This is a genomic window from Shewanella sp. Choline-02u-19 (genome assembly GCF_002836205.1).
GTDB lineage: Bacteria > Pseudomonadota > Gammaproteobacteria > Enterobacterales > Shewanellaceae > Shewanella.
On the sequence record NZ_PJBE01000012.1, the window covers coordinates 772,071 to 795,330 of the forward strand.

General features: G+C 42.7%; 23 protein-coding genes. 17 read left to right on the plus strand and 6 right to left on the minus strand.

Going from position 1 to position 23,260, the window contains the following annotated elements; genetic code table 11:
* Positions 1 to 49: 49 nt before the first annotated feature.
* Together CXF83_RS05350 and CXF83_RS05355 are read right to left on the minus strand one after the other, a co-directional pair.
* Positions 50 to 1,582, minus strand: a complete 1,533-nt coding sequence (locus CXF83_RS05350; RefSeq protein ID WP_101091710.1) for an EAL domain-containing protein — start codon at positions 1,580 to 1,582, stop codon at positions 50 to 52.
* Between the two features lie 220 nt (positions 1,583 to 1,802).
* Positions 1,803 to 2,246: a GNAT family N-acetyltransferase gene (locus tag CXF83_RS05355; RefSeq protein WP_101091711.1), complete on the minus strand. Its 444-nt coding sequence runs from the start codon at positions 2,244 to 2,246 to the stop codon at positions 1,803 to 1,805.
* 141 nt (positions 2,247 to 2,387) lie between these two features.
* Between CXF83_RS05355 and CXF83_RS05360 the strand changes: the two genes are divergently transcribed.
* Positions 2,388 to 2,684, plus strand: coding sequence for a hypothetical protein (locus CXF83_RS05360; protein WP_443018880.1), 297 nt, complete (start codon positions 2,388 to 2,390; stop codon positions 2,682 to 2,684).
* Between the two features lie 170 nt (positions 2,685 to 2,854).
* The gene (locus CXF83_RS05365; RefSeq protein WP_101091713.1) at positions 2,855 to 4,153 is read left to right on the plus strand and encodes a dicarboxylate/amino acid:cation symporter; all 1,299 of its coding nucleotides are present in this window, start codon (positions 2,855 to 2,857) and stop codon (positions 4,151 to 4,153) included.
* An 82-nt stretch (positions 4,154 to 4,235) separates the two neighbouring features.
* Here CXF83_RS05365 and CXF83_RS05370 read toward each other — a convergent pair whose 3' ends face one another.
* Entirely contained in the window at positions 4,236 to 4,649 is a 414-nt protein-coding gene (locus CXF83_RS05370; RefSeq protein ID WP_101091714.1) for an META domain-containing protein, read from the minus strand.
* 78 nt (positions 4,650 to 4,727) lie between these two features.
* Here CXF83_RS05370 and CXF83_RS05375 point away from each other — a divergent pair, with 78 nt between their 5' ends.
* Entirely contained in the window at positions 4,728 to 4,946 is a 219-nt protein-coding gene (locus CXF83_RS05375; protein ID WP_101091715.1) for a hypothetical protein, read from the plus strand.
* Here CXF83_RS05375 and CXF83_RS05380 read toward each other — a convergent pair.
* On the minus strand, positions 4,940 to 5,884 hold the full coding sequence (locus CXF83_RS05380) for a GGDEF domain-containing protein (protein WP_101091716.1): 945 nt from the start codon (positions 5,882 to 5,884) through the stop codon (positions 4,940 to 4,942). The two genes, CXF83_RS05375 and CXF83_RS05380, sit on opposite strands and share 7 nt — an antisense overlap.
* 266 nt (positions 5,885 to 6,150) lie before the next feature.
* Between CXF83_RS05380 and CXF83_RS05385 the strand changes: the two genes are divergently transcribed.
* From CXF83_RS05385 to CXF83_RS05405, 6 genes are all read left to right on the plus strand, one after another.
* Complete coding sequence (locus CXF83_RS05385) at positions 6,151 to 6,708, plus strand: GNAT family N-acetyltransferase (RefSeq protein ID WP_101091717.1); 558 nt, start codon at positions 6,151 to 6,153, stop codon at positions 6,706 to 6,708.
* An 8-nt stretch (positions 6,709 to 6,716) separates the two neighbouring features.
* The gene (locus CXF83_RS05390) at positions 6,717 to 7,067 is read left to right on the plus strand and encodes a hypothetical protein (protein ID WP_101091718.1); all 351 of its coding nucleotides are present in this window, start codon (positions 6,717 to 6,719) and stop codon (positions 7,065 to 7,067) included.
* A 662-nt stretch (positions 7,068 to 7,729) separates the two neighbouring features.
* A complete protein-coding gene (locus CXF83_RS05395; RefSeq protein ID WP_101091719.1) occupies positions 7,730 to 8,428 on the plus strand; it encodes a VC0807 family protein in 699 nt (232 codons plus the stop codon).
* Positions 8,429 to 8,734: 306 nt separating this feature from the next.
* Entirely contained in the window at positions 8,735 to 8,905 is a 171-nt protein-coding gene (locus CXF83_RS22485; protein WP_157822923.1) for a hypothetical protein, read from the plus strand.
* Between the two features lie 386 nt (positions 8,906 to 9,291).
* Positions 9,292 to 9,999 carry a hypothetical protein gene (locus CXF83_RS05400; protein WP_157822924.1) on the plus strand — a complete coding sequence of 236 codons (708 nt, stop codon included), beginning with the start codon at positions 9,292 to 9,294 and terminating at the stop codon, positions 9,997 to 9,999.
* 118 nt (positions 10,000 to 10,117) lie between these two features.
* Entirely contained in the window at positions 10,118 to 10,351 is a 234-nt protein-coding gene (locus tag CXF83_RS05405) for a hypothetical protein (protein ID WP_101091721.1), read from the plus strand.
* A gap of 518 nt (positions 10,352 to 10,869) precedes the next feature.
* Here the strand turns inward: CXF83_RS05405 and CXF83_RS05410 are convergent.
* Together CXF83_RS05410 and metK are read right to left on the minus strand one after the other, a co-directional pair.
* Positions 10,870 to 11,358: a GNAT family N-acetyltransferase gene (locus CXF83_RS05410; protein WP_101091722.1), complete on the minus strand. Its 489-nt coding sequence runs from the start codon at positions 11,356 to 11,358 to the stop codon at positions 10,870 to 10,872.
* 96 nt (positions 11,359 to 11,454) lie between these two features.
* Positions 11,455 to 12,609, minus strand: coding sequence for a methionine adenosyltransferase (metK, locus tag CXF83_RS05415; protein ID WP_101091723.1), 1,155 nt, complete (start codon positions 12,607 to 12,609; stop codon positions 11,455 to 11,457).
* A 518-nt stretch (positions 12,610 to 13,127) separates the two neighbouring features.
* Here metK and tkt point away from each other — a divergent pair.
* From tkt to CXF83_RS05455, 8 genes are all read left to right on the plus strand, one after another.
* Positions 13,128 to 15,119: a transketolase gene (gene tkt, locus CXF83_RS05420; RefSeq protein WP_101091724.1), complete on the plus strand. Its 1,992-nt coding sequence runs from the start codon at positions 13,128 to 13,130 to the stop codon at positions 15,117 to 15,119.
* 163 nt (positions 15,120 to 15,282) lie between these two features.
* Entirely contained in the window at positions 15,283 to 16,311 is a 1,029-nt protein-coding gene (gene epd / locus CXF83_RS05425) for an erythrose-4-phosphate dehydrogenase (RefSeq protein ID WP_101091725.1), read from the plus strand.
* Between the two features lie 107 nt (positions 16,312 to 16,418).
* The gene (locus CXF83_RS05430) at positions 16,419 to 17,594 is read left to right on the plus strand and encodes a phosphoglycerate kinase (RefSeq protein ID WP_101091726.1); all 1,176 of its coding nucleotides are present in this window, start codon (positions 16,419 to 16,421) and stop codon (positions 17,592 to 17,594) included.
* A gap of 233 nt (positions 17,595 to 17,827) precedes the next feature.
* Entirely contained in the window at positions 17,828 to 18,892 is a 1,065-nt protein-coding gene (gene fba / locus CXF83_RS05435; protein WP_101091727.1) for a class II fructose-bisphosphate aldolase, read from the plus strand.
* A 450-nt stretch (positions 18,893 to 19,342) separates the two neighbouring features.
* Positions 19,343 to 20,083 carry a DUF481 domain-containing protein gene (locus CXF83_RS05440; RefSeq protein ID WP_101091728.1) on the plus strand — a complete coding sequence of 247 codons (741 nt, stop codon included), beginning with the start codon at positions 19,343 to 19,345 and terminating at the stop codon, positions 20,081 to 20,083.
* A 304-nt stretch (positions 20,084 to 20,387) separates the two neighbouring features.
* A complete protein-coding gene (locus CXF83_RS05445; RefSeq protein ID WP_145991707.1) occupies positions 20,388 to 21,116 on the plus strand; it encodes a helix-turn-helix domain-containing protein in 729 nt (242 codons plus the stop codon).
* On the plus strand, positions 21,109 to 21,651 hold the full coding sequence (locus CXF83_RS05450; RefSeq protein WP_101091730.1) for a hypothetical protein: 543 nt from the start codon (positions 21,109 to 21,111) through the stop codon (positions 21,649 to 21,651). The genes CXF83_RS05445 and CXF83_RS05450 overlap by 8 nt, the downstream gene beginning before the upstream one ends.
* 146 nt (positions 21,652 to 21,797) lie before the next feature.
* Positions 21,798 to 23,252, plus strand: a complete 1,455-nt coding sequence (locus CXF83_RS05455) for a hypothetical protein (protein WP_101091731.1) — start codon at positions 21,798 to 21,800, stop codon at positions 23,250 to 23,252.
* Positions 23,253 to 23,260 lie beyond the last annotated feature (8 nt).

The following is a 23,260-nucleotide window of genomic DNA, read 5'->3' on the forward strand; positions in this document are numbered from 1 at the left end:
CTTCTGGCTAAAATAGTTGCAAGTAAAAGGCCATTTTCGATGGCCTTTTTTATTGTTTATTTTTCCGATAAAAGTCGATTAACTCAGCTTTCGCCATTGGTTGGGCGTAATAAAACCCCTGAATTAGGTTAATGCCTTTTCCGGCGAGATAGTCTACCTGGACTTTGGTTTCTACCCCTTCAGCAACCATCTCTAAATTCGCCTTATGGCCGAAAGTAATAATAGCATCGAGCACGCTGCACTTTAGATCGTCGGTACCAATCGTATCGATAAACATCTTGTCTATCTTTATGCTTTGCACACCCAGTTTTTGTAAGTAACTAAAGCCCCCATACCCCGTACCAAAATCATCTAGTTTCACCCCATTACAAAACTGAGAGATTAATTGAATTTCAGATTCGGCTTCCTTGAACTGTTTAATCTGCTCCCGCTCCGTTAGCTCAAAGCTCAGTCGTTTTATCAGTTCATTGTCGCGGTCTTTGAGCCACGGGGAGAGTAAACCTTGCTCCAGATGCTTAGCGACGATATTAATACTGACCCAGCCAGTTAACTCAGACAGATCCTGATAGACCTGCTCTAAAAGATTATCAGTAATAGCAATAATCAGATTATTTTCCTCAGCGTAAGGAATAAACTGCCCTGGAGGAATTAGGCTCTTGTCCTTGAGTTGCCATCTGATAAGCACTTCCTGACCGATGACCTTACCCGTTTTGCTGTTAATCACTGGCTGATAATGAGGGATAAATTCATTATTATTTAGTGCAGCAATGATCATGCCTTTGAGAGAAGCTCTGGAGGAGCACCAGCTCCAAAACATGATATTAAGCAAGATGGCTATGATGAAACTCGAAATATACAGGTAAACATCGACCTCCTCTTCGAGCTCTTCATAGAGCCTGTCACCAGCATGCAAGGTGATGCTGTAGTCCTTATTGGAGTAATAACTGCTCGTTGAGTAGTGATGGTTCTTTTGCTGTAACTCTTGCTCGCCTCGGATCATGCTAGGAAGGCCTGGGACTGAGTATTTGAGTTGATAACAATCGGCGCACTCGGAATCTAGATAATTATTGAGGACGCGACTATTGATCACAGTGAGTAATCTATGCCCTCCATGGAATTGAACTAAAATAGTCTCTCTTCTTTGTGACTGGTGGCTAACTGTCGAGGCCAGAGTGAAGTTATGTTCGGCGACAAAAATGGCGGGACTCATATTTTTAATGATCGCAGACCCAAAATTTGAACATTTTTCACCGTTGCTTAATTCAAGTTGAATGACTCTGACATAGAGAGGATTAAAATCCTGGCTACTCAACAGTGCAATATCATCTGTTTTGCAGTCAAAATTGAGTTTATTTATCAGCTTTTTGTCTTGTAGGATTCGGCTTATGCTATTTATTTTAATGGTTATTTGTTTGAGCGTATCATTGACGTGTGAATTAATGCTGTAGCTTATAAAAGCAGGCTCCGCTGGGAACAGAATGGCAAATGGGGTAACAAACAGTAATAGGGAAACCAACCACTGATATTTTTTTATCTGTAGCAAAGATAGAATCTGTTTTTTGAGTTGCTTTAATTGGCGCATATTGCATTTAGACAAAGAATTTCAGAGTGTATGATAGCCGATATTTAAGGAGTGTGTTAATACAACTATCTGGTATGGATATAATTTTTCATGTGCTTAGTTTGTTTTTTGTATAGCTGTTGTCGAGTGTGTGAGAAATGGTGGAAGGAAACGTCGCTGGGATAGTGCGGTGAAACAGATTTGACTCACCCAGGTGACGGCACCTGGGCACAATTGCCTTTTATTTCTCTTCGTACATTAGGTAATAGCTCTGCTCCATGCCTAATGCGCTGTAAGTTTGTTGCGCTTTAGTATTATCTTGCTCAACATAAAGTCTAAAGCTTGCTGCACCGCCATTTTGAGCGGCAATATCTTTAACGGCTTGATAGAGGTTATTGTAGATCCCTTGGCGTCTATTCTCAGGGCGAATATAGACACTTTGGATCCAGTAGTAGTCTTTTGCGCGCCAGTCGCTCCATTCAAAAGTCACCATTAATGAACCTGCTATTTCCCCATTGACTTCAGCCACCAGGTAAAAACCTTTTTCTGGCGATGTGAGGAGTGTATGAACCCCTTTTGTTAGTACATCGGTGTCGAGCGCAAGGTCTTCTGTTTCCAGTGCCATAGCTTGATTGAAGTTAATTAGCGCTTGTAAATCGGTAGATTGGCCTTTACGAATTATCATGGTATATCCCTTTTTTTTGAGTCACTTTACCATGCGTGATAATTTTAAATTGCAATTTTTCGATTATATTGATTGATTGGCATTCGACTAAAGTCTCACTCTGCTACACTTTTTTTAAGGTTAAAGAAAGTTGAGGTGATGATGGATAACACGCCCCCTTCCGGTGACAAAAGCCGTCATGCTGGCAGCGAACAACAGATTCAGACGTTTAAACCGATTAATCACCCGCGTCATTTTGTGGCGACCCTGCTGACTTTTGGCGTTTGGGGGCTCGTTTGGTGGTGGCTTATCCTGCGCTCAGAGGGAAAGCATAAACAGTTATTTAGTGGCTTTGATGATGCCTACTGGAGTTATTTAATTGAGCGAGAACAGCCGCCAGCAGCATTGCACACAATGCACTTCTCTAAAAATGAGAAAAACTCAAAATTTGAGGCGTAAAATTACGAATTCCTTAATGACCTAGGCGTAATCGTTGCGACTAATTTATTGAAGGGGTCAGCGTGATATAGATCATCCCTGCCATTTAATGCCTATGCTAAACTGCCGCGTTATTTTTTCAAGCATGCATTTGCTTGTGTCTTCCTTTCCAATTGTTGCAAGGTTTAATTATGTCAAAACAACAAACTTCACTTTTTGGCAAAGTGTGGTCAAGCTGGATGTCTGTGCCATTGTGGCTGCAGATCCTGATCGGTATGTTGCTGGGGATCTTAACCGGCGTCGGTTTTGGTGAACAAGCAACCGTATTAAAGCCAATTGGAACCCTATTTGTTAATACCATTAAGATGCTTATTGTCCCTTTGGTGTTTTGCTCGCTTATTGTGGGTGTCACATCGATGCAAGATACAGCCAAGATGGGGCGTATCGGTTTTAAGTCATTTGCCTTCTATTTAGGCACCACCTCGATAGCGATAACTGTCGGCCTTGCAGTGGGTCACTTTTTACAACCGGGTAAAGGCCTAGGTATGGTCGCTGGACCCTCTGATGAGGTTGTTAAAGCGACGCCATCGGTGATGGAAACTTTGATTAATATCGTGCCGACTAACCCTATCGCAGCACTCGCCAGTGGTCAGATATTGCAAGTGATTGTATTTGCCGTTGCTCTAGGCGTTGCTCTGGTACTGATTGGTGACCATGGCAAGCCTGCGATAAAAGTATTCGAAAGCCTCGCTGAAGCGATGTACAAATTAACCGATATGGTGATGAAACTTGCACCTTACGGTGTATTTGGCCTTATGGCATGGGTGGCTGGCGAATATGGTGTGGGTATGTTGATGCCATTGATTAAAGTCATTGTGGCAGTGTATATCGGTTGCTTCTTACATATTGTTGGCTTCTACAGCATTGTATTAATTGTTTTCGCCAAACTAAATCCTCTACAGTTCTTTAAGGGGATCCGTAATGCCATTGCGGTCGCATTCACCACCTCTAGCTCGGCAGGTACGTTGCCAGTAAGTATGAAGTGTGCCAATGAATATTTAGGGGTGAATAAAAAAATCTCTAGCTTTGTATTGCCACTGGGTACCACCATCAATATGGATGGAACCGCCCTATACCAAGGTGTGACTGCACTGTTTGTTGCCCAAGCATTTGGTATCGACCTTAGCTGGGTGGATTACATCACGATTATCCTCACCGCGACGTTAGCCTCAATTGGAACCGCGGGTGTTCCCGGTGCAGGTTTAGTGATGCTAACACTGGTGTTAACCACGGTTGGTTTGCCATTAGAGGGGGTGGCGTTAATTGCAGGTATTGACCGTATACTTGATATGGCCCGCACCGTGGTGAATGTCTCTGGTGACTTAGTCGCAACCACTGTGATTGCCAAATCAGAAGGCGAACTCAACATCGAACATTATAATGCCGGCGCGGAAGAGAGTGCAGAAATTGCTGAGAAGCTAAAGTCATAGTCGCTAAGTAATAATAAAAAACCGCCTATTTAGGCGGTTTTTTTGTTATTGGGTTTTAGTCGTTAATACGAGCGACGAATAGTTATTTTTTACTGAGTATTAATAGCGTTTTATTGTCCGTATCTTGCAGCAGTAGTTTGCCTTTGCTGAGCTTGCCTTGGCTGATATCAGGCATCGCCTGCATAACGCGTTGCTCTTGTGCCATTAAGGCATCAACACAGGCTTTCATGGTGCTACCCGCGGGTTGAAGCTGCAACGATTGACCCGATAAAACATAACTTCCAAAGAAATTATTACAGCTATTGTTGCCCGTTAATTTACCTTCTGCTTCGAAAGTCAGTTGAGCTGGGCTATAGTCGATAACAGGTTGACCGTTTGCAACTTCAATATGCCATGTCCCCTCAATAGCTAAATCCTCGATTTGGACTTGCTGAGTTGACTGGCATGCGGATAAACCTAGTAGCAAACCAGCTACGATAAGGGATTGTTTTATCATTTTACGGATCCAAAGTGATTAATATCGATATGTTGTAAGTATTTTAGCTCAAAACCAACTGAAATAAGGCGATTGTTAGTGCAAAAAAATGTAATTAATTACCTCAAAATGCTGCATTGGGTCGGACTAAGTATGCTGTTATGCGGCATCGGGCTATTTTTCTTTACGGAAATGCAGCAACAAGTAACAGGAATAACGATTATTGCCAGTTTAGCGGGTTTAGGGATGGTGATGATGTCTCCCTTTCCCATTGCGTTGTTTCTACAATGGGCGAAGGATCAAACACCTGATCAATAGGGCTTGGTGACTAAAGACTGGCGACGCAGTTCGAGATCGTCCTCGGCAGCTTGTTGCATCGGTATTAGAGACTGCTGTGCATCGGGTGTAAAAAAGCTTTTACCGACGACGATACTTAACTTTCCAGCTTCTCTAGTGATCTGTTTTCGCAGACGAATAATGAGGGTCTCTAAATTCGGTTCACTGTCGACAAAAGCTAAAATGATGAACTTATTCTCCTCGATACGGGCTGACATGTCAGCTTCTCGTAAGCTCTCTGCAATAATGCGTGCCAATAATCGTGCTTTTTGCGATACCGATAGCGGAGCATTACGCATCAGTGGACTGTCGATCATTTCAATGATGATGATCCCAGCATGTGAGCCAAAACGTCGGCTCAAACTCAGCTGTCTTGGCGCCATGAGGCCAAAGCCATATGGGTTTAGCATTTGAGTGGTTTCATCTTGAAACGATAAGCGTCGCACTTGCTGCATTAAGTACACTTGCTTTAGTTCGCCTTGCAGCAAAGAGCGCACCGATTCAATCACCGTTAGTGAAGCGGATGAAGCTTGAGTGGTGTCAGGATCACAAATTAAAATACAACCGAACACTCGACCATCAGGCCAAGATAGCTGCAAACTCAATACTTGCTCATAGTGTGAAAAAAGTGCGCCAATCTCATTGGGTATTAATGAGCTTGTACCATAGCAGCTGCTTGAATTTACTGGCCCAATCAGTAGTGAGTTTTCCAATAACAAGCCTGTTTTTAGTGGGCTGTCAGCATGTGCTTTACCGCAAACTATTTGCGCATCTTCAGCTGAAAATTGTACGATAAGACTGGTTTTTGCACGATACAAGTCGTTAAGTAAATCGACTTGTAGTTGCCACCTTGTCATGCTTACAGCAGGGTGGTCTTGCTCTCTTAGCCAAATGTTTTGATCTATGTGCTGGGCTAACATGATTAAACTCGCTAGTGACTATTTATGCTAAGAAGTCAGCATAAAATAATGCATGAATGACGCGGTACTATACTGTGTTTACTAAGTTGTTTAAATGTAAAATTAGTGAAAATGTTGTGTAGATCTGCTTAATTAGCGCTCATCGGATCACAATGGTTAAGCTTTGTATATTGCATGTTGTTAATGGGCACGTTTTAGCGCGATAAACTTGATATAATAGCCGTTGTAGTTAGTGTCATTACTCTAAAAAATAATGGAAGAAAAATATCAATATTCGGTTAGCGACGCTGGAAGATGTCTTGCCTCTTGCGGCTTTAGAGCAAAGTCAGTTACAAGATGAACTGTCGATTGAACAGCGAAATAGCAGCCTTGATGGGCAATCGTTTAGCCAAGCAGATTTAACCTGTCTGGTGACTCAACATTGGGTTGTCGTTGCTGAGCTTGGCGGGCATATTGTGGGTTATGTTATTGCTGGACGTTGGGCTTTCTTTAAGCAGTGGCCAATCTATCGTAATTTACTCAATCGCTTATCAAGAATTGAATATGACAAGGCAAGATTGACTGAAAAAAATTGTTGCCAGTACGGACCCATTTGGATTGCTACCGACTACCGTGGCCAAGGCATTTTTGAAGCGCTGGTGAAGTTTGTCCGAAAAGCAGTCTCTAAAGAGTTGCCTTATATGTTGACCTTTATTGCTGAAGATAATGGCGCTTCTTTTGCTGCACATACTCGTAAAGGAGGCATGCAAGTTGTCGACTTTATTAGTTTCGATGAGCGTGATTACTATCTGTTGGTGTTACCAACGACTGAAAGCTTTTTCTAAGGATATTTATGTTGTCTGAACCTGTTGCTTCATTCTTTGCGCCTTATCAGCAATTAAATTTGCCTGCTTACGACAACCTTAAATTGGTTGTCGCGGTATTGACGGAAAAAGACGAGGAGTGCCACGCCTTGGAAGCTGAATTAATGGTTGATGGTAAGCAGGAAAACAGTTATCTAGTGCGTTGGAAGAAGCACTTTATCTATTGTGGTCGCACTAACTCTTATGCTAATAAGATTGATGAAGTGGCAGATCTAGCGGTTATTGATGCGGAATCGATAGTGGTACTGCAGCCAGCGGTTTTGTCGATGCAACAGGTATCGTTTATGTGCATGGAAAATTCGCATTTTGACCATTGTTAAAGGTGTTTTCGGGCTGAAAACGGTTTAGCTTTTTAAGATACTAAGCTGCGCTTGAGTTTTAAGTTAGACTGCGTCTAACAACTAAATCAATCAAACTTCGTTTGATAAAGGTCGTGGTGCTTCGCCCATTCTAGTAATCAAGAGCAGAGCCAAGGGGCAAAGCGCAAAGCGCTTGCGCCCGCTCTTGATTTCATCAGGGTATCTCTCAGCGCTCCGGCGAAATTTCTGATAAGCGAAACTTCCAACGGGGGAGATTTGATTCTGTCGTTATAGGTGTTGAGGTTAGTTAATGATGTTTACTGTTTATACGAGTGAAGGTATCTACCGTATTTTTATCTGCGTACTTCGGCAACTTCGATGGGGAACAGGTGTTTTCTGTTAGTTCTGAAGATTAAAGTTTCTCTGACCCCACTTGTTTCAAGTCATTGCTATTTAGTATCGAAGTTCTAGAAAATTTAAGCTGACCTTCATTTATTTACGTTACAGTCACCAGTCAGCTCTGTCTCAACAATGTTTGATGAAGAGTGACATTTGATGTAGAACAAGGTATTTCGACGCAGCTATACGTTAGTGAGTATCGATACTGGCATCATAAGAGTTGCAGTAATGGTTTTTATCTTTAAATTTTTCGAAGCTTGCAAACTTCGCCTGGAAAACAACATATGAGTAGTACATCGACACATAAACCTCGGCCATTGGTTGACCTGTTAGTGAGCATTGCTATCCCCGCTTTTATTCTAATGAAGCTAAGTGGTGAAGATCAGTTAGGGGCGAGTGGTGGATTAATGTTAGCGTTAAGCTTTCCACTGGGCTGGGGCATATTTGAGCTGATAAAATATAAGAAGTTTAATTTTATTGCCTTGCTTGGATTAGCCAATGTGCTGTTGACCGGTGGGATTGGTTTACTGGCACTAGACCTTAAGTGGTTGGCAATCAAAGAGGCCGCCATTCCAGCCGCTATTGGCATTGCAGTCATTATTTCGACCTTCACCTCTAAGCCATTAATTAAAGCTATCATATTTAATCCAGCGGTGATGGATGTTGACAAGATTATCAAGCGACTGCTGCAAACCAATTGCGTGGCTGCATTTGAGCAGCGACTAATGAAGGCTACCTACTTGGTTGCGGGCTCGTTCGCGTTCTCCGCCATTATGAATTATGTACTGGCTAAATGGATCGTCACTAGCCCAACAGGTACCTCTGAGTTTAATGAACAGTTGGGACAATTGACCCTATACAGTTACCCGATGATAGCCTTGCCGTCTATGTTGATGATGATGGGAATATTTTATTATTTATGGCGCACCATCCATGATTTAACCGGGCTTAAACTGGAAGAGGTTTTGGCAAATAAGTCATAGTTGTGTCAGGTTACAACTGACCAACGTCGTGGGATTCCATCCCGCACCCTAGCGGGTAAATCAAACTCCGTTTGACCTTTAAGTTAGACTGCGTCTAACAACTAAAGTCGTGGCCATGCCACTTATCTGGCAACGCCTGACCTTTAAGTTAGACTGCGTCTAACAATTAACGTCGCGGCGCTTCGCCCGCACCCGAGCCAAGGGGGAAAGCGCTTGTCCCCCTTAACAAACCCTCAGCGCCCCTAACGAAGTTGTCACCCTTGTGCTTATGGATAAATCGCTAACGCTTCCGATGGGGCATCTGATGTGAATGGATTCATGAATGCCGTGATGGCATGGATGCCAAAGAACGGCCTGCCCCGCGAAAGCTACGCCGACATCCATGTCGGCATCACGCGATTTATTCCAACGCACTTCGGCAACTCCGATGGGGAACTGGTGTTTTCTGTTAGTTTTGGAACTTACTTTTGCCCATAACGAGTCAGAAAAGCTCAAACGTCATAGACGCAAGCAGCATTAGATTAAGTAAGAAAGGGTGCTTGGAAATACAGTATTATTGGTTTTTTTGTGGAAACAGATCACTTTCTTAGATTCAATTCACGCTTTACTATTGTGCAGTGTTAGTAACTTGTATAAATTCAGTAAGATGTAAGTGTGCGTTCATGAAAAGTTCAGATAACCGGAAAGCAAAGTGTGCGACTCACTTTTCTCCCTAGGTGTATTGGATACAATCTTAAGCGTAAATGTTTAATAAGCTGTTATTCATGAACTTTTAAGCATTTTTACTGTGCACGATTTTTCAACAAGGTTTGGCAAAACGCGCAAGCCGTATATTAAAATGTTATGCAGTTCTTGGAGGTAGCTTGAAGAAAACTATATTTTTCCTAGTGAAAATTTTTGATGATGAAAAATACGCTAACGACTTTAGAAATGGAAAACTTTTTGCAAACAGACTTTCCTATTTTAGAAATCTAGAAGAAGACCAATACTCTAACCGTGGAGATATGCATGAAGGAGTTGTCAGTTGGTTCCAACCAGATCAAATTAAACTTGAGATTAATGGAAGAACATTGACTGATTTAGCTGGGCCAGTTTCTGTCAAAATGAATTGGCATGATCATCTAAATGTCTTTTGTATATATGCAGCACACAGTGGTGAATTTGAAAGCTTATCACATGAAAGCTTAGGTGCTTTTAAAAAGCAATTAGAAATCCCTGAGGATTGTTTAAATTTAGGAAAGCATGCTGTTGTAGTTACAAATTTCACACAATTTGTTGAGCGTGTTAAAGCCGCAACAGAAAAGAACAATTATGGGTTAAATGCATGCTTAGTCGATTACTATAATCCAGATTCTTTCAGTGGTACTTTTGGAGAAGAAGAGGCTGTATTTAAAAAGCGAAATGAGTACTGTCATCAGAAAGAGTACCGTTTTGCTTTTGATACTGGAGTTACAGGTAAAGAACCGTTACTTTTGGATGTTGGAGATATCAGTGATATTACAACGCTTTGTAATGTCGCTGATGTTAACAAGCTTCTTGAAATTAAATTGCCTGTCGAGGAAACTGCATAACAAGTCAATTTAAACGGAACTAAAACAGTTTGCCATGTTTCGTTCCTCAACAAGTTTGGCAAACAATTTCAGTCCGCTTAATGTGGGCGTTATACGTACCACAAGGATTCTGTGATTCATGAAGATTTTATATTTCACCTGTCTATTATTATTGACTTCATGCGGCAGTATTTATACTGGTAACCCTGTATTTGATGCCGTTTATTCAGGAACATCGGCTGTAATAGCGAGTGATGGCGCATCATCAAAATGTGAGCAAGGCCACGCTCAAGATAGAGTTGATTGTCGTAAACGAAAACAAGAGCAAGTAGATGCAATTAATAAATCCATAAAAGAACACAGTCGTAAATAGTACGTATAACAAGCCAATTAAGCAGGACTAAAAACAGTTGGTTTTTGCTCCTGCGTCGCTTATTTTAACCAACTATTTTTAGCCCCTTATTGGGGCGTTACCACATATCCGTTTACCACATTTTCCCTAATGAAATTCATTACTCCAAGAGCTTTAGCTCTAAATCGTTTCTGTCCAATAACGATCTGTACCCTTTGGTCTGATATCTAATGACTAACAAGCCATTACAGACCCACAAAATACACCCATTCCCCATCGGAGTTGCCGAAGTACGTTGAAGACTCTTTATAAGCCAAAGTCCGTAATGCCCACACGGATGTGGGCATAGCTTTCGCGGGACAGGATGTCCCATCGGAAGCGTTAGGCTATTTCGAATAAGTACGAGGAAGACAACTTCGTCGGGGCGGCTCGGGTGATGCAAGAGGGGGAAGCTGTTGTACCCCTTTTGCCCGTGTGTGAGCTGGAAGCTCACGACCTTTATCAAGCGGAACTTGATTGAGTTAGTTGTTAGACGCAGTCTAACTATAAGGATTTAAAGGGGTTAACCCCATTAACACCAACCTTTCACTACCCCTTTGATACTTCAAAAACAACTGCGCAATGTCATTTGGTGCGTCCTCAATGACAGTAAACCCATGTTGCGCATAAAACCCTTCTAAATGCACCAAGGCAAAAATGTAAGTTTTACCATCACAGAGAACAGGCGAAAGCTGGCGCATCAACCGATGCCCAACACCTTGACCACGAAAATCAGGATGTACCAACATACCTGTAAGAATCGATAATTGGCCGATCGGTCGAATACGGGCGCTGGCTACTATTTCAGAGCAAATAATTTTAGAACAAGTGATTTCAACGCTATTAGCCGAAGTCGAGTCGGCTTGAGTCAACACGCAGAGTGACTCTTTCTGCAGCAGCCGTGCATAGGGCATATGTTGGTGATAGAACTTCTTCACCTCGATGCGATCATTAGCCGCTAACCAAGTTAATTGCACTTTAATACTCATTGTTGTTGCTGGAAGCTGAAATTATGGCATTAAAAAACCGCCCTTAGGCGGTTTTTATTAGCGTTGGACAAACAACACTGAATTAATCGATAACGATTAAATACCTGCGTCAGCACGGAGTGCTTCTGCTTTATCTGTTGCTTCCCAAGGAAACTCTTCACGACCAAAGTGGCCATATGCTGCCGTCGCAAGGTAGATTGGGCGGGCTAGGTTTAACATCTCTGTTAAGCCATATGGACGTAGGTCGAAGTGACGACGTACTAGATCAATCAATAACTCTTCAGCCACTTTAGCAGTGCCGAATGTTTCGATGCTGATTGATGTTGGCTCTGCAACACCAATGGCATAAGACACTTGTAGCTCACAACGATCAGCAAGACCGGCTGCAACAATGTTCTTTGCAACGTAACGTGCTGCGTATGCTGCACTGCGGTCAACTTTTGATGGGTCTTTACCTGAGAAAGCACCACCACCGTGACGAGCCATACCGCCATAAGTATCAACGATGATCTTACGACCGGTTAGACCACAATCACCTACTGGACCACCGATAACAAAACGGCCAGTTGGGTTGATGAAGTACTTAGTGTCTTTAGATAACCACTTAGCCGGTAGTATTGGCTTGATGATGGTTTCCATTACGCCTTCAATGAGATCGGCTTGGTTGACGTCTTCGCTATGCTGTGTAGAAAGCACAACGGCGTCGATACCATGGATGCTGCCATCACTGTTATAAGCAAAAGTCACTTGGCTTTTCGCATCAGGACGTAACCACGAAAGCGTCTTGTCTTTACGTACTTCAGACTGACGTTTCACGAGCTTGTGTGCATACGTGATCGGCGCAGGCATAAGTACGTCAGTTTCGTTGTTGGCATAACCAAACATAAGACCTTGGTCACCGGCACCCTGTTCTTTAGGGTCTGCGCGATCAACACCTTGGTTAATGTCTGGAGACTGCTTACCAATGACATTTAATATAGCGCAAGAGTCGGCGTCAAAACCCATATCAGAATGGGTATAACCGATTTCACGTACGGTCTTACGGGTGATCTCTTCGATATCAACCCAGGCTGAAGTAGTCACTTCACCGCCAACCATAACCATGCCAGTTTTGACATAAGTTTCGCATGCTACGCGTGCTTTTGGATCTTGCTCCAAAATTGCGTCTAATACCGCATCAGAAATCTGATCGGCGATTTTATCTGGATGACCTTCTGAGACAGACTCAGAGGTGAACAAGTGCTTTGCCATGATGGAAAATCTCGTCTTTATACAATTTGAATGTGTAGAAGTATCTACATCTAGACGGCTATCTTAGTGGAAAACAAAAAAGAAGACACCCCCTTTCAGTTAATTTTGTGCAGTAATCCACGCTATTATGTCCTTAATAAATACATGGTTAATAAGCTGAAGTTTGTATAAGTTGCTGATAAAGTTGTTGTTAGCGGTGTTATTTTGGTACTTGTTCTGATAAAAAAATGATCAATGCACCTTGGGTTCGCTAGCAAATAGATAAATATCTTATTTTAACTAAGATTTAGTGCTCTAAAGGTGGGTTAACGTGTTGTTAAATATGGTTAGCTTGTCATCGCTATTGGCTAATATGTATCGATTTTTTCATTCTGGGCGAATTAAATTTGCGTCCTACAGTCTAGTAGGCGAAAATATGGCTCCAAATTTTGCTGTAGTGAAGGTAAAGCAAATACCAAAGTTGCTGCCTCCTTCGCTAGATCTAAGCCTCAATACCCCAACACTACGCAGGAGAGAGCATGTCATCTCGTAAAGAACTCGCTAACGCAATCCGTGCATTAACCATGGATGCCGTTCAAAAAGCCAATTCTGGTCACCCAGGTGCACCAATGGGGATGGCTGACATCGCTGAAGTGCTATGGAATGATTTCCTTAAGCACAACCCAAACAACCCTGAGTGGGTTGATCGTGACCGTTTTGTATTATCAAATGGTCATGGCTCTATGCTTATATACTCTTTGCTGCACCTTACGGGTTACGCATTGCCAATTGAAGAGTTGAAAAACTTCCGTCAGTTGCATTCTAAAACACCGGGTCACCCTGAATATGGTTACACTCCAGGTGTTGAAACAACGACTGGCCCATTAGGCGCTGGTATTAGTAACGCGGTTGGTATGGCGATTGCTGAAAAGACATTGGCTGCACAGTTCAACCAGCCAGGTCACGATATTGTTGATCACTTCACATACTGCTTCTTAGGTGATGGTTGTTTGATGGAAGGTATCTCTCATGAAGCATGTTCATTAGCAGGAACGTTAGGTCTTGGTAAGCTTGTGGCTTTCTGGGATGACAACGGTATCTCTATTGATGGCCATGTTGAAGGTTGGTTTACCGATGATACACCTAAGCGTTTCGAAGCTTACGGCTGGCATGTTATTGCTGACGTAGATGGCCACGATAGCAATGCTATCCGCGCGGCAATCGAAGCTGCTAAGGCTGTCACTGACAAGCCAACAATGATCTGTTGCAAAACCACCATCGGTTTTGGTTCGCCAAACAAATCTGGCAGCCATGACTGCCACGGCGCACCACTGGGTGACGCTGAAATTGCAGCTGCACGTGAGTTCCTTGGTTGGGATCACGCTGCATTTGAAATTCCTGAAACCGTTTATGAAGGTTGGGATGCTAAAGATTCTGGCGCTTCAAACGAAGCAAGCTGGAACGAGAAGTTTGCAGCTTATACTGCTGCTTTCCCTGAGCTAGCTGCTGAATATAAGCGTCGTGTTATCACGGGCGAACTTCCTGCAGAATTTGAAGAAAAGGCAAACGCCTTTATTCAAGAGTCTCAAGATAAAGCGGAAGGCATTGCCAGCCGTAAAGCATCACAAAACGCGATTGGCTTTTTCGGTGCTATGTTACCTGAACTACTTGGCGGCTCTGCTGACCTTGCCGGTTCTAACTTAACGCTATGGTCTGGTTCTAAAGGTATTCAAGACGATGCAGCCGGTAACTACATCTACTACGGTGTACGTGAATTCGGTATGAGCGGCATTATGAATGGTGCATCACTGCATGGTGGTTTCATCAACTACGGCGCAACGTTCATGATGTTTATGGAATATGCACGTAACGCAGTCCGTATGTCTGCCTTGATGGGCATTCAGAACATCTTCGTTTATACCCATGACTCTATCGGTCAAGGTGAAGATGGTCCAACTCATCAGCCAGTTGAGCAACTTGCTAACTTGCGTATGACACCTAACATGACGGTATGGCGTCCATGTGATGCAGCAGAAACAGCTGTCTCTTGGAAGAGTGCTATTGAGCGTCGTGATGCTCCAACATCACTCATCTTTAGTCGCCAAGGTCTGAAAGCACAAGCACGCAGCGCTGAGCAATTAGCTAACGTGGCTAAAGGTGGTTATGTACTGAGTGATTGTGCTGGTACGCCAGACTTAATCCTTATTGCTACCGGCAGCGAAGTTCAGTTAGCAATGGATTCAGCTGCGGCGCTTACAGAACAAGGTCAGAAAGTACGTGTTGTTTCTATGCCTTCGACTAACGAGTTCGACAAGCAAGATGCTGCTTATAAAGAGTCAGTATTGCCAAGCAGCGTGACTAAGCGTGTGGCTATTGAAGCCGCTCACGTTGATTTCTGGCATAAGTATGTTGGTTTCAACGGCGCTATTGTTGGTATGACAACCTTTGGTGAGTCAGCCCCTGGTGGAGACTTGCTGAAGCACTTCGGCTTTACAGTAGAGAATGTTGTAGCAACCGTTAACGGTCTATAATTTGCTTTAGCTTTAGCAATAAAGCTAATGATGCACAGGCAAACTAGCCATTAGGTTAGTTTGTCGATTGCGTCTATTGATGCTCTATGATACTACGGCTTACCAATTGCGGTAGGCCGTTGTTGTATCAAGAAATCAGCCAGTAACAAAGGTAAAATAGTTAATGATAAGAGTCGCTATTAATGGTTACGGCCGTATCGGGCGTTCAATTCTTCGTGCGGTCTACGAGTCTGAAAAACGCGATCGAATTCAAATCGTGGCGATTAATGAGTTGGCAAAGCCTGAAGCGATGCTGCACTTAACCCAGTACGACACTACCCATGGACGTTTTCACACCCAAGTTAAATTACATGATCAACATATGATCATTGGTGATGATGCTATTAAGCTGTTACATGAACCCAACCCTGAAAACTTGCCTTGGCAAGAGATGGGCATTGATATTGTGTTTGAAGCTACCGGAGTGATTAACGACAGGCAAGCTTGCGAGGCGCACATTAAAGCGGGTGCGAGACAAGTCCTTATTAGCAACCCATCATCAAGTGATGTGGATGCCACCATTGTCTATGGCGTGAATCATGATCTGCTAAGAGCTGAACATACCATAGTATCGAACGCTTCCTGCACCACCAATTGTATTGTGCCAGTGATTGATGTACTCGATAAACATTTTCAAGTAAAAAGTGGTGCTATTACCACTATCCACTCAGCGATGAATGATCAGCAAGTGATCGATGCTTATCATGATGATCTGCGTCGAACCCGCGCCGCCGGACAATCGATTATTCCCGTCGATACTAAATTGGCCCGTGGTATTGAGCGCATCTTGCCTCACATGAAAAATAAGTTTGAAGCCATCTCAGTACGTGTTCCAACCATTAATGTTACCGCTATCGACCTTTCCGTTACGCTCAATAAGCGCGTCGATATCGAACAAGTTAACAAGGTACTTAAACAGGCTACCGAAGGTTCGTACTCTGGGGTTGTTGGCTACACTAATGAACCATTAGTGTCGTGTGATTTTAACCATGACCCACGTTCAAGCATTGTCGATGGTACGCAAACTCGCGTTAGCGATGGTCATCTGGTGAAGTTATTACTTTGGTGTGATAACGAATGGGGCTTTGCTAATCGCATGCTCGATACCAGTTTAGAGATGATCAGCGCAGTACGCGCTGCCAAAAACGTTTAGGCTAAGATATTTGTTTGCTGACTCGGTGTTCCGTCCCGCGTCGTCAACATCCAGTTTTGTTTTTACTTTAATTTTTAACTTTAACTTAAATCGTAAGGAAGCATGAAATGGCGATTCTTAATATGCAAGACATAGACCTTCAAGGTAAGCGTGTGCTTATTCGTGAAGATCTCAACGTGCCTGTAAGTGACGGTGTGGTAACAAGTGATGCGCGTCTACGTGCATCGCTGCCAACCATTAAGCTTGCGCTTGAAAAGGGTGCTGCTGTGATGGTGATGTCTCACCTTGGACGTCCAACTGAAGGTGAGTTTAACGCTGAGTTTTCAATGCAGCCAGTGGTTAATTACTTAACAAAAGCGCTAGATTGTCCGGTTAGCCTAGCCAGTGATTACCTTGATGGTGTTGACGCTGCAGTCGGTGAAGTGGTTGTTTTTGAAAACGTTCGTTTCAACGTTGGCGAGAAGAAAAACGACGAAGCATTAGCTAAGAAAATGGCGGCCCTTTGTGATGTATACGTTATGGATGCTTTTGGCACCGCGCATAGAGCACAAGCATCGACTCACGGTGTTGGTTTACATGCTCCCATTGCATGTGCTGGCCCTTTACTCGCGGGTGAGCTTACTGCCTTAGGCAAAGCACTTGATAACCCAGCGCGCCCAATGGTGGCGATTGTGGGTGGTTCAAAGGTGTCAACTAAGCTGACGGTACTAGAAAGCTTATCAACTAAAGTTGATCAGCTCGTTGTGGGTGGCGGTATTGCTAATACTTTCGTTGCTGCAGCCGGTCATAAAGTGGGTAAGTCCCTATACGAAGCTAACTTGATTGATGAAGCTAAGCGCTTAGTGGCTAACGCCCAAAGCCGTGGCGGTGACATTCCAGTGCCGACTGATGTGGTCGTTGCAAGTGAGTTCAGCCCGACAGCAACAGCGACACTTAAAGATGTTAGCGAAGTGCTAGATACCGATATGATTTTTGATATTGGTCCAGATAGCGCAGCGGCGTTAGCTGAAATTATCAAAAATGCGGGCACGGTTGTTTGGAATGGCCCGGTGGGCGTGTTTGAATTTGACCAATTCGGTGAAGGCACTAAGCGTATCGCTCAAGCGATTGCTGAATCTAATGCCTTCTCTATCGCCGGTGGTGGCGATACTTTAGCGGCCGTTGATAAGTATGGTATCGCAGATAAAGTGTCTTATATCTCAACCGGTGGCGGTGCTTTCCTTGAGTTTTTAGAAGGCAAAGAACTTCCTGCTGTGGCAATGCTAGAGAGCCGTGGTAAGTAAGAAAACACAGTTTTTGTTAGATGGGTTACTGGTAGGGGTTTTAATCGATTTTAGTCGAGAGTAAACTAGCCGCCAGTAATGCTGTCATCAAAATCAGCAATATAAAAACTATAATAAATACCAGTAACCGCAGTTGAGTTTAAAGCAAGAATGCTGATGACTTAATCGCATAAAAATCAATCCAAACGATAGCGACCTCGGTGAGTCAAATCACCCTATTATTGGAGTAAAAAATGGCTTTAATTTCCCTACGTCAAATGTTAGATCACGCAGCAGAGCATGGATATGGCGTACCTGCGTTTAATGTTAACAACTTAGAACAGATGCGTGCAATCATGCAAGCAGCTGAAGCGACAGACAGCCCTGTTATTGTTCAGGCGTCAGCGGGAGCACGTAAGTATGCTCGTCCGCAGTTCCTTAAATATCTAATGGCTGCAGCACTTGAGCAGTACCCAGATATCCCTGTCTGTATTCACCAAGATCATGGTACCGATCCTGATATTTGTCAGCGTTCAATCCAATTGGGTATGTCATCTGTAATGATGGACGGTTCTTTGATGGCGGATGGTAAAACACCTGCATCTTACGATTACAACGTTGACGTGACTCGCCGTACCGTGGCATTTGCACACGCATGTGGTGTTTCTGTTGAAGGTGAAATCGGTTGTCTAGGTAGCTTAGAAACCGGTGAAGCTGGCGAAGAAGATGGTATTGGCGCTGTGGGTATCTTAAGCATGGATCAAATGCTAACGACACCTGAAGAAGCGGCTCGTTTTGTTGCTGACACTCACGTAGATGCACTCGCTATCGCGATTGGTACTAGCCATGGTGCATACAAGTTTAGCCGTAAACCTACCGGTGACGTGCTACGTATTGACCGTATCAAAGAGATCCATGCACGTATTCCCAATACTCACCTAGTGATGCACGGTTCATCTTCAGTGCCACAAGAATGGTTAGAAATTATTAACCAATATGGTGGTGCTATTCCTGAAACTTACGGCGTACCGCTAGAAGAGATCGTTGAAGGTATCAAGCACGGCGTACGTAAAGTTAATATCGATACTGATTTGCGTCTAGCATCAACGGGCGCAGTACGTAAGTTCCTTGCTGAAAACCCAACAGAATTTGATCCACGTAAATTCTTGAAGGCGTCTATGGAAGCAATGGCAGACATCTGTACTACTCGTTACGAAGCCTTTGGTTGTGCTGGTATGGGCTCTAAGATCAAGCCTAAGTCGCTGCAAGCGATGTATAAAGCTTATCAGTCTGGCGAACTTGATCCGCAGATTAAGTAAGCATTACTGCTAATGGCGCTTAAATAAGCGTCTTAGATAAAAATACCTGCCTAGTGCAGGTATTTTTTTATCAAAAAGAGGTGATATCTGCCATTGTCGCAGCCCAATTTGAACTTCTTTAGCATCAATACTTATTGAGCTGAAACTCAGCCGATAATTCGGTATTGTCAGCAGATGAGGACTGATAAATTGGTGTTTCACATGGCTAATTTATCTGTTCTGGGGTTAAAACGGTTTGTGGCTGTCAGCAATAATACAGTCCCTAAGTTGTTTGGATAAATATAAGAATATTTCAGTGTTTGATTTTTAAAATCGCTGAGTGCAGATTCTAGCAATCTAGATTGAGTGATAAAACAGTTAGATAATGATGCGGTAGGTTTTCAATTTACAGCGCTAAATGTTAATATCGCGGCGAATTTTAGGGTATTGAGTGAACGGAGTGGTTACAAAATGAAAACATTACTAACGGCAATGGCTGTCGTCATGGCGGCTCCTTTTGCTGCACATGCTGGGGCTGACTTTGTAGAAGGCGATAAGACCTTCGCTGGTGAAGCTGAATTAGGCGCGACGTTAACAACGGGTAATACTGATACTTCATCAGTAAAAGCGCGTTTAAAGTTGATGCAAGAGCTTGGTAATTGGGAAAACCAATACCTATTTGAAGGCCTTTATAAAGAAGATACCAGTGAAGTGACGGCTAAACGTTATTACGCTGGCGTTCAAGGTGATTATAAGTTCGATGAAAAGAACTATATGTATATCACCGGTAATTATGAAGTTGACCCTTTTACGGGTTATGATTTCAAAGCCATTGCTTCTACTGGTTACGGTCATAAATTTATCGACAGTGGCAATATGTACCTTAGTGCTGAAGTCGGTCCTGGTTACATTTATAAGCAGCTTGATGACGAGCAGTCGGCCTTACTGGGTTACGATAATGAAGATAGCGTAGTGGCACACGGTGCAATGAACTTTAGCTACGATATTAGTGAAACCTCTAAGTTTAGTCAGCAATTTATTGCTGATTATGGCGATAGCTTAGAAGGACGTTCAGAAACAGCGATTACAGCGAACGTTATTGGCGCATTAGCAATGAAATTTGCGGTTATTGTTCGATATAACAGCGAGCCGTTAGACGATAAGAAAAGCACAGATACCGAAACAAACATGACATTGTTATACGCTTTCTAGTGATAACGCAGTAAATAACGTTTGAGATTTATCTGTTAAAAGACACCTATTCCATAGGTGTCTTTTTTTATAATGTACTTTTTTGTGTTTACAATGCATAGGTTGTTTGTGCTTGCTTGTATCGTAGTACACCTTCACGCAACAAAAGTTACAGCTTGTATTAAGTGATTGTGATTGTTAAATAAACTTAGTGTGGTGGAGTTCACGAAAGTGTAATTGACACTCTCCTAGCACTGATTGATCACGGACGTAAAGGCCGATAAACAGTAAACTGACAACCATTGAAATTGTCAGAGTGGTTAATGTGTTTATAGGTCCAGTCAGATTTGATATTGAGTTAAAGCAGTTGGTGAACACTGAGACTGCTCAAACGCACCCTTTATCGAATATTGAATTTCTAGTGATGCGTGATTTGATGTCATCTAGAGGTCAAGTCGTATCGACTGAATCTTTGTGTTTCAATTTGCTCCCGCTGGTTGTGACGATGCAAGACATCGCACTGGCGATAACGCACATAAAAGCATTCTTAGGCAGTGATACCGCCTCGATAATAGAGGTTGTCACTAATCAAGGTTATCTACTGCATACCAAAGCGAAAGTGCAGATGCAGAATAGCCCCTATGAAGCACTGCCGATTAAACAATTCTCTATGCTTTTGCTGCTTGGTGTCATGCTCGTGGTGTTCTTAGCAACGCATTTTGAAACGACGCCCTGTATCCGCTTTTCCCTACCTGAGAAACTATTACTCGATGACAAAAAGTCAGTGTTAGTACCGATCTACTCATCAAATGAAGCGCTATTCACCTTTGAAGCACGGTTTAAAAATATCGCAATGAAAATAGAGCGTTGTAACAAGGTGAGCTGGCATCAAATCTATGTAGCTTCATCCCCAACTGGGAACATGCTTAATTTCGTGATGCAAGATAACGTCGATAAAGGCGAGGCGTTTAGGAACTTTAAAGTATTGAACATCGAAGGAAACTGGGATTTTATCAACGACTCTTGGCTAAAAACGGCAGGTTTTTGTGAATAGAAGCCTAACCAAAGCGTTATTTATCGGTTTTAGTTCAACGCCAATACTGGTCACCTTGATCTTTATTCTGGGGCTGTGTATGGCATTGGACTATTTGGTTGAGCCCAATGAAGATATTAGTTTGGTCTGTCATTCAGATGTTTATGATGCCAAGCAATCGATGTTCTTATCGGGTGGTTTAAAGTTTGATGTTCATCGAGTGGGTCAACAAATTGAGTTCCACATTGTCTACACTCATCATGGTAGTGAACAAGCTGAAATGACATCCTATGGTGAGCTTGTACACATTTCAGCCCCCATTTTAACTTATGAAATAAGACTACAAGATGCTGATTTAAAGCATGATAAATTTCTAGAAAAGATAAGTGATTATATGGGGGAAACAATTGATATCGTCAAAAAATCTATCAATGATGGTGATGAACGTAATGGGCAGCCGTTCTACATTAAAGTGTTAGAGATGGATAAATCTCAGGGTTCTGTCATTATTCAAATCAGTGAACGTAATGCGCTTTGGGCATGTGAAATACAGTAATTTGGCATGAACTTTAATGGTGAAGTTTTATTCATTGTTATGATTTTTCTTTTAAAAAATCTAACTGAGTTTAACTTTCTCGATACGTATTAGACTATAATTATCAGTCCGATGTATTTGTTTTGAAATGCATTTAAAGGATATTTGTGGCTAAAGTTAGAGTTAAGCAAGAAGAATCACTATCAATTAAATTTCTGCACCAGATGGAAGTCGGCGACAACCGTCGTTTAGATCTGTATTTTTTCCTGCCTAAAGAGATGGGAATTAACTCCCAAAGCTTGAATGAAGACGACTACTATCATTCTTCTATTACTGGCCGACGTTCATATTACTCATCTGGGTTACACCTGCCGCTAGTGCAAAGTCGTTTTGTGAGTCAAAAAAAGCGCACGGTAGAGGAGTTCAGACTTTACCTCAATTTATTTGCTTATCAATTTGCAGTTGCCATTGAAACGGACAGTAAAGAACTTTCTCAAGTTGAAGATTTAGAGCAGTTTTACGTCTCGCTTGAAGAGTTAAGTGAGCAGGTTATTCATCTACTCAAGCGTTTTAGGCGAAATGAACCCAGTGATGAAAAGTGGAAGTCTTATTTCGAAAATGCCGATAATTATTTGTCGTGGTTGTGTGAACAACGGTTATTGAAATTACTGGCTCATGCGCCTAGAAGCAGTGATTTTAACGAGATAACGGAAAGTGTCGTGGCCTTGTGTCGAGCGGAATCACAATACCGAGACGCCCATAAATATAACTCCTCTAAGACCATAAAAGATCCCAATCGTATCGCTAATAAAATGCACCTACTACGTCGGTTAATACAACAAGGGGTGGTGCTAAAAGAGGAGCTTAAACCGTTAGGGGTAGGCCTTAAAAAGATGACTACGGGTATTGCGACGGCGATGGTTATGTTGGTGGTTTCAACATTGATTATAAAAGCCCAAGGTGTATTTAGTGGTTTAACCATTGCCTTAGTGCTCACTCTTGCAGTGATTTATGGTTTCAGAGAGATCTTTAAAGACGACATTCGTAATGCATTGTGGCGCTTAATACAGCGCGGCCGTCCTCGCTGGAGTCGTTTACTGCAAGATACCACTAGTAAGTTACCTATTGCTAAGCAACTAATGTGGCTCGACTTTATGCGAAAAAACGAGCTGCCAATTAAGGTTTCCGAGATCTTAAAAAGGCGCCATAGTCAAAATAAAGTGGATGCAGAGATTTTGCATTACGGTATTCATACTCGAGTATCGGCTAAAGGTTTTTTAGCGGGGTACTCAAGGATCCAAGAACAGGTCAACTTTAGCTTAGTGCCCTTTGCTCGAAATTTGGAACGTGGTAAAGCAAAAATCTATAAGGAACATGAGGGTAAGATTAGTAATGAATCTGTGGAGCGGCGATATCAAGTTAACCTTATTCTTGTGTTAAAAGAGGGGCGTGATGAACCTCAGTATGCACGTTATAAGATAACCATGAATCGCTCTACCATTATTGAAATCACAGAAAGTGACCTTCCTTCTGGGATGAGAAATATGGATGAAGCACCGTATGAAGATGAGCTGCTAGCACCCGATGCTGCAGCCGAACATGCTGAGACTCACCCCAGCTAAAGGATCCA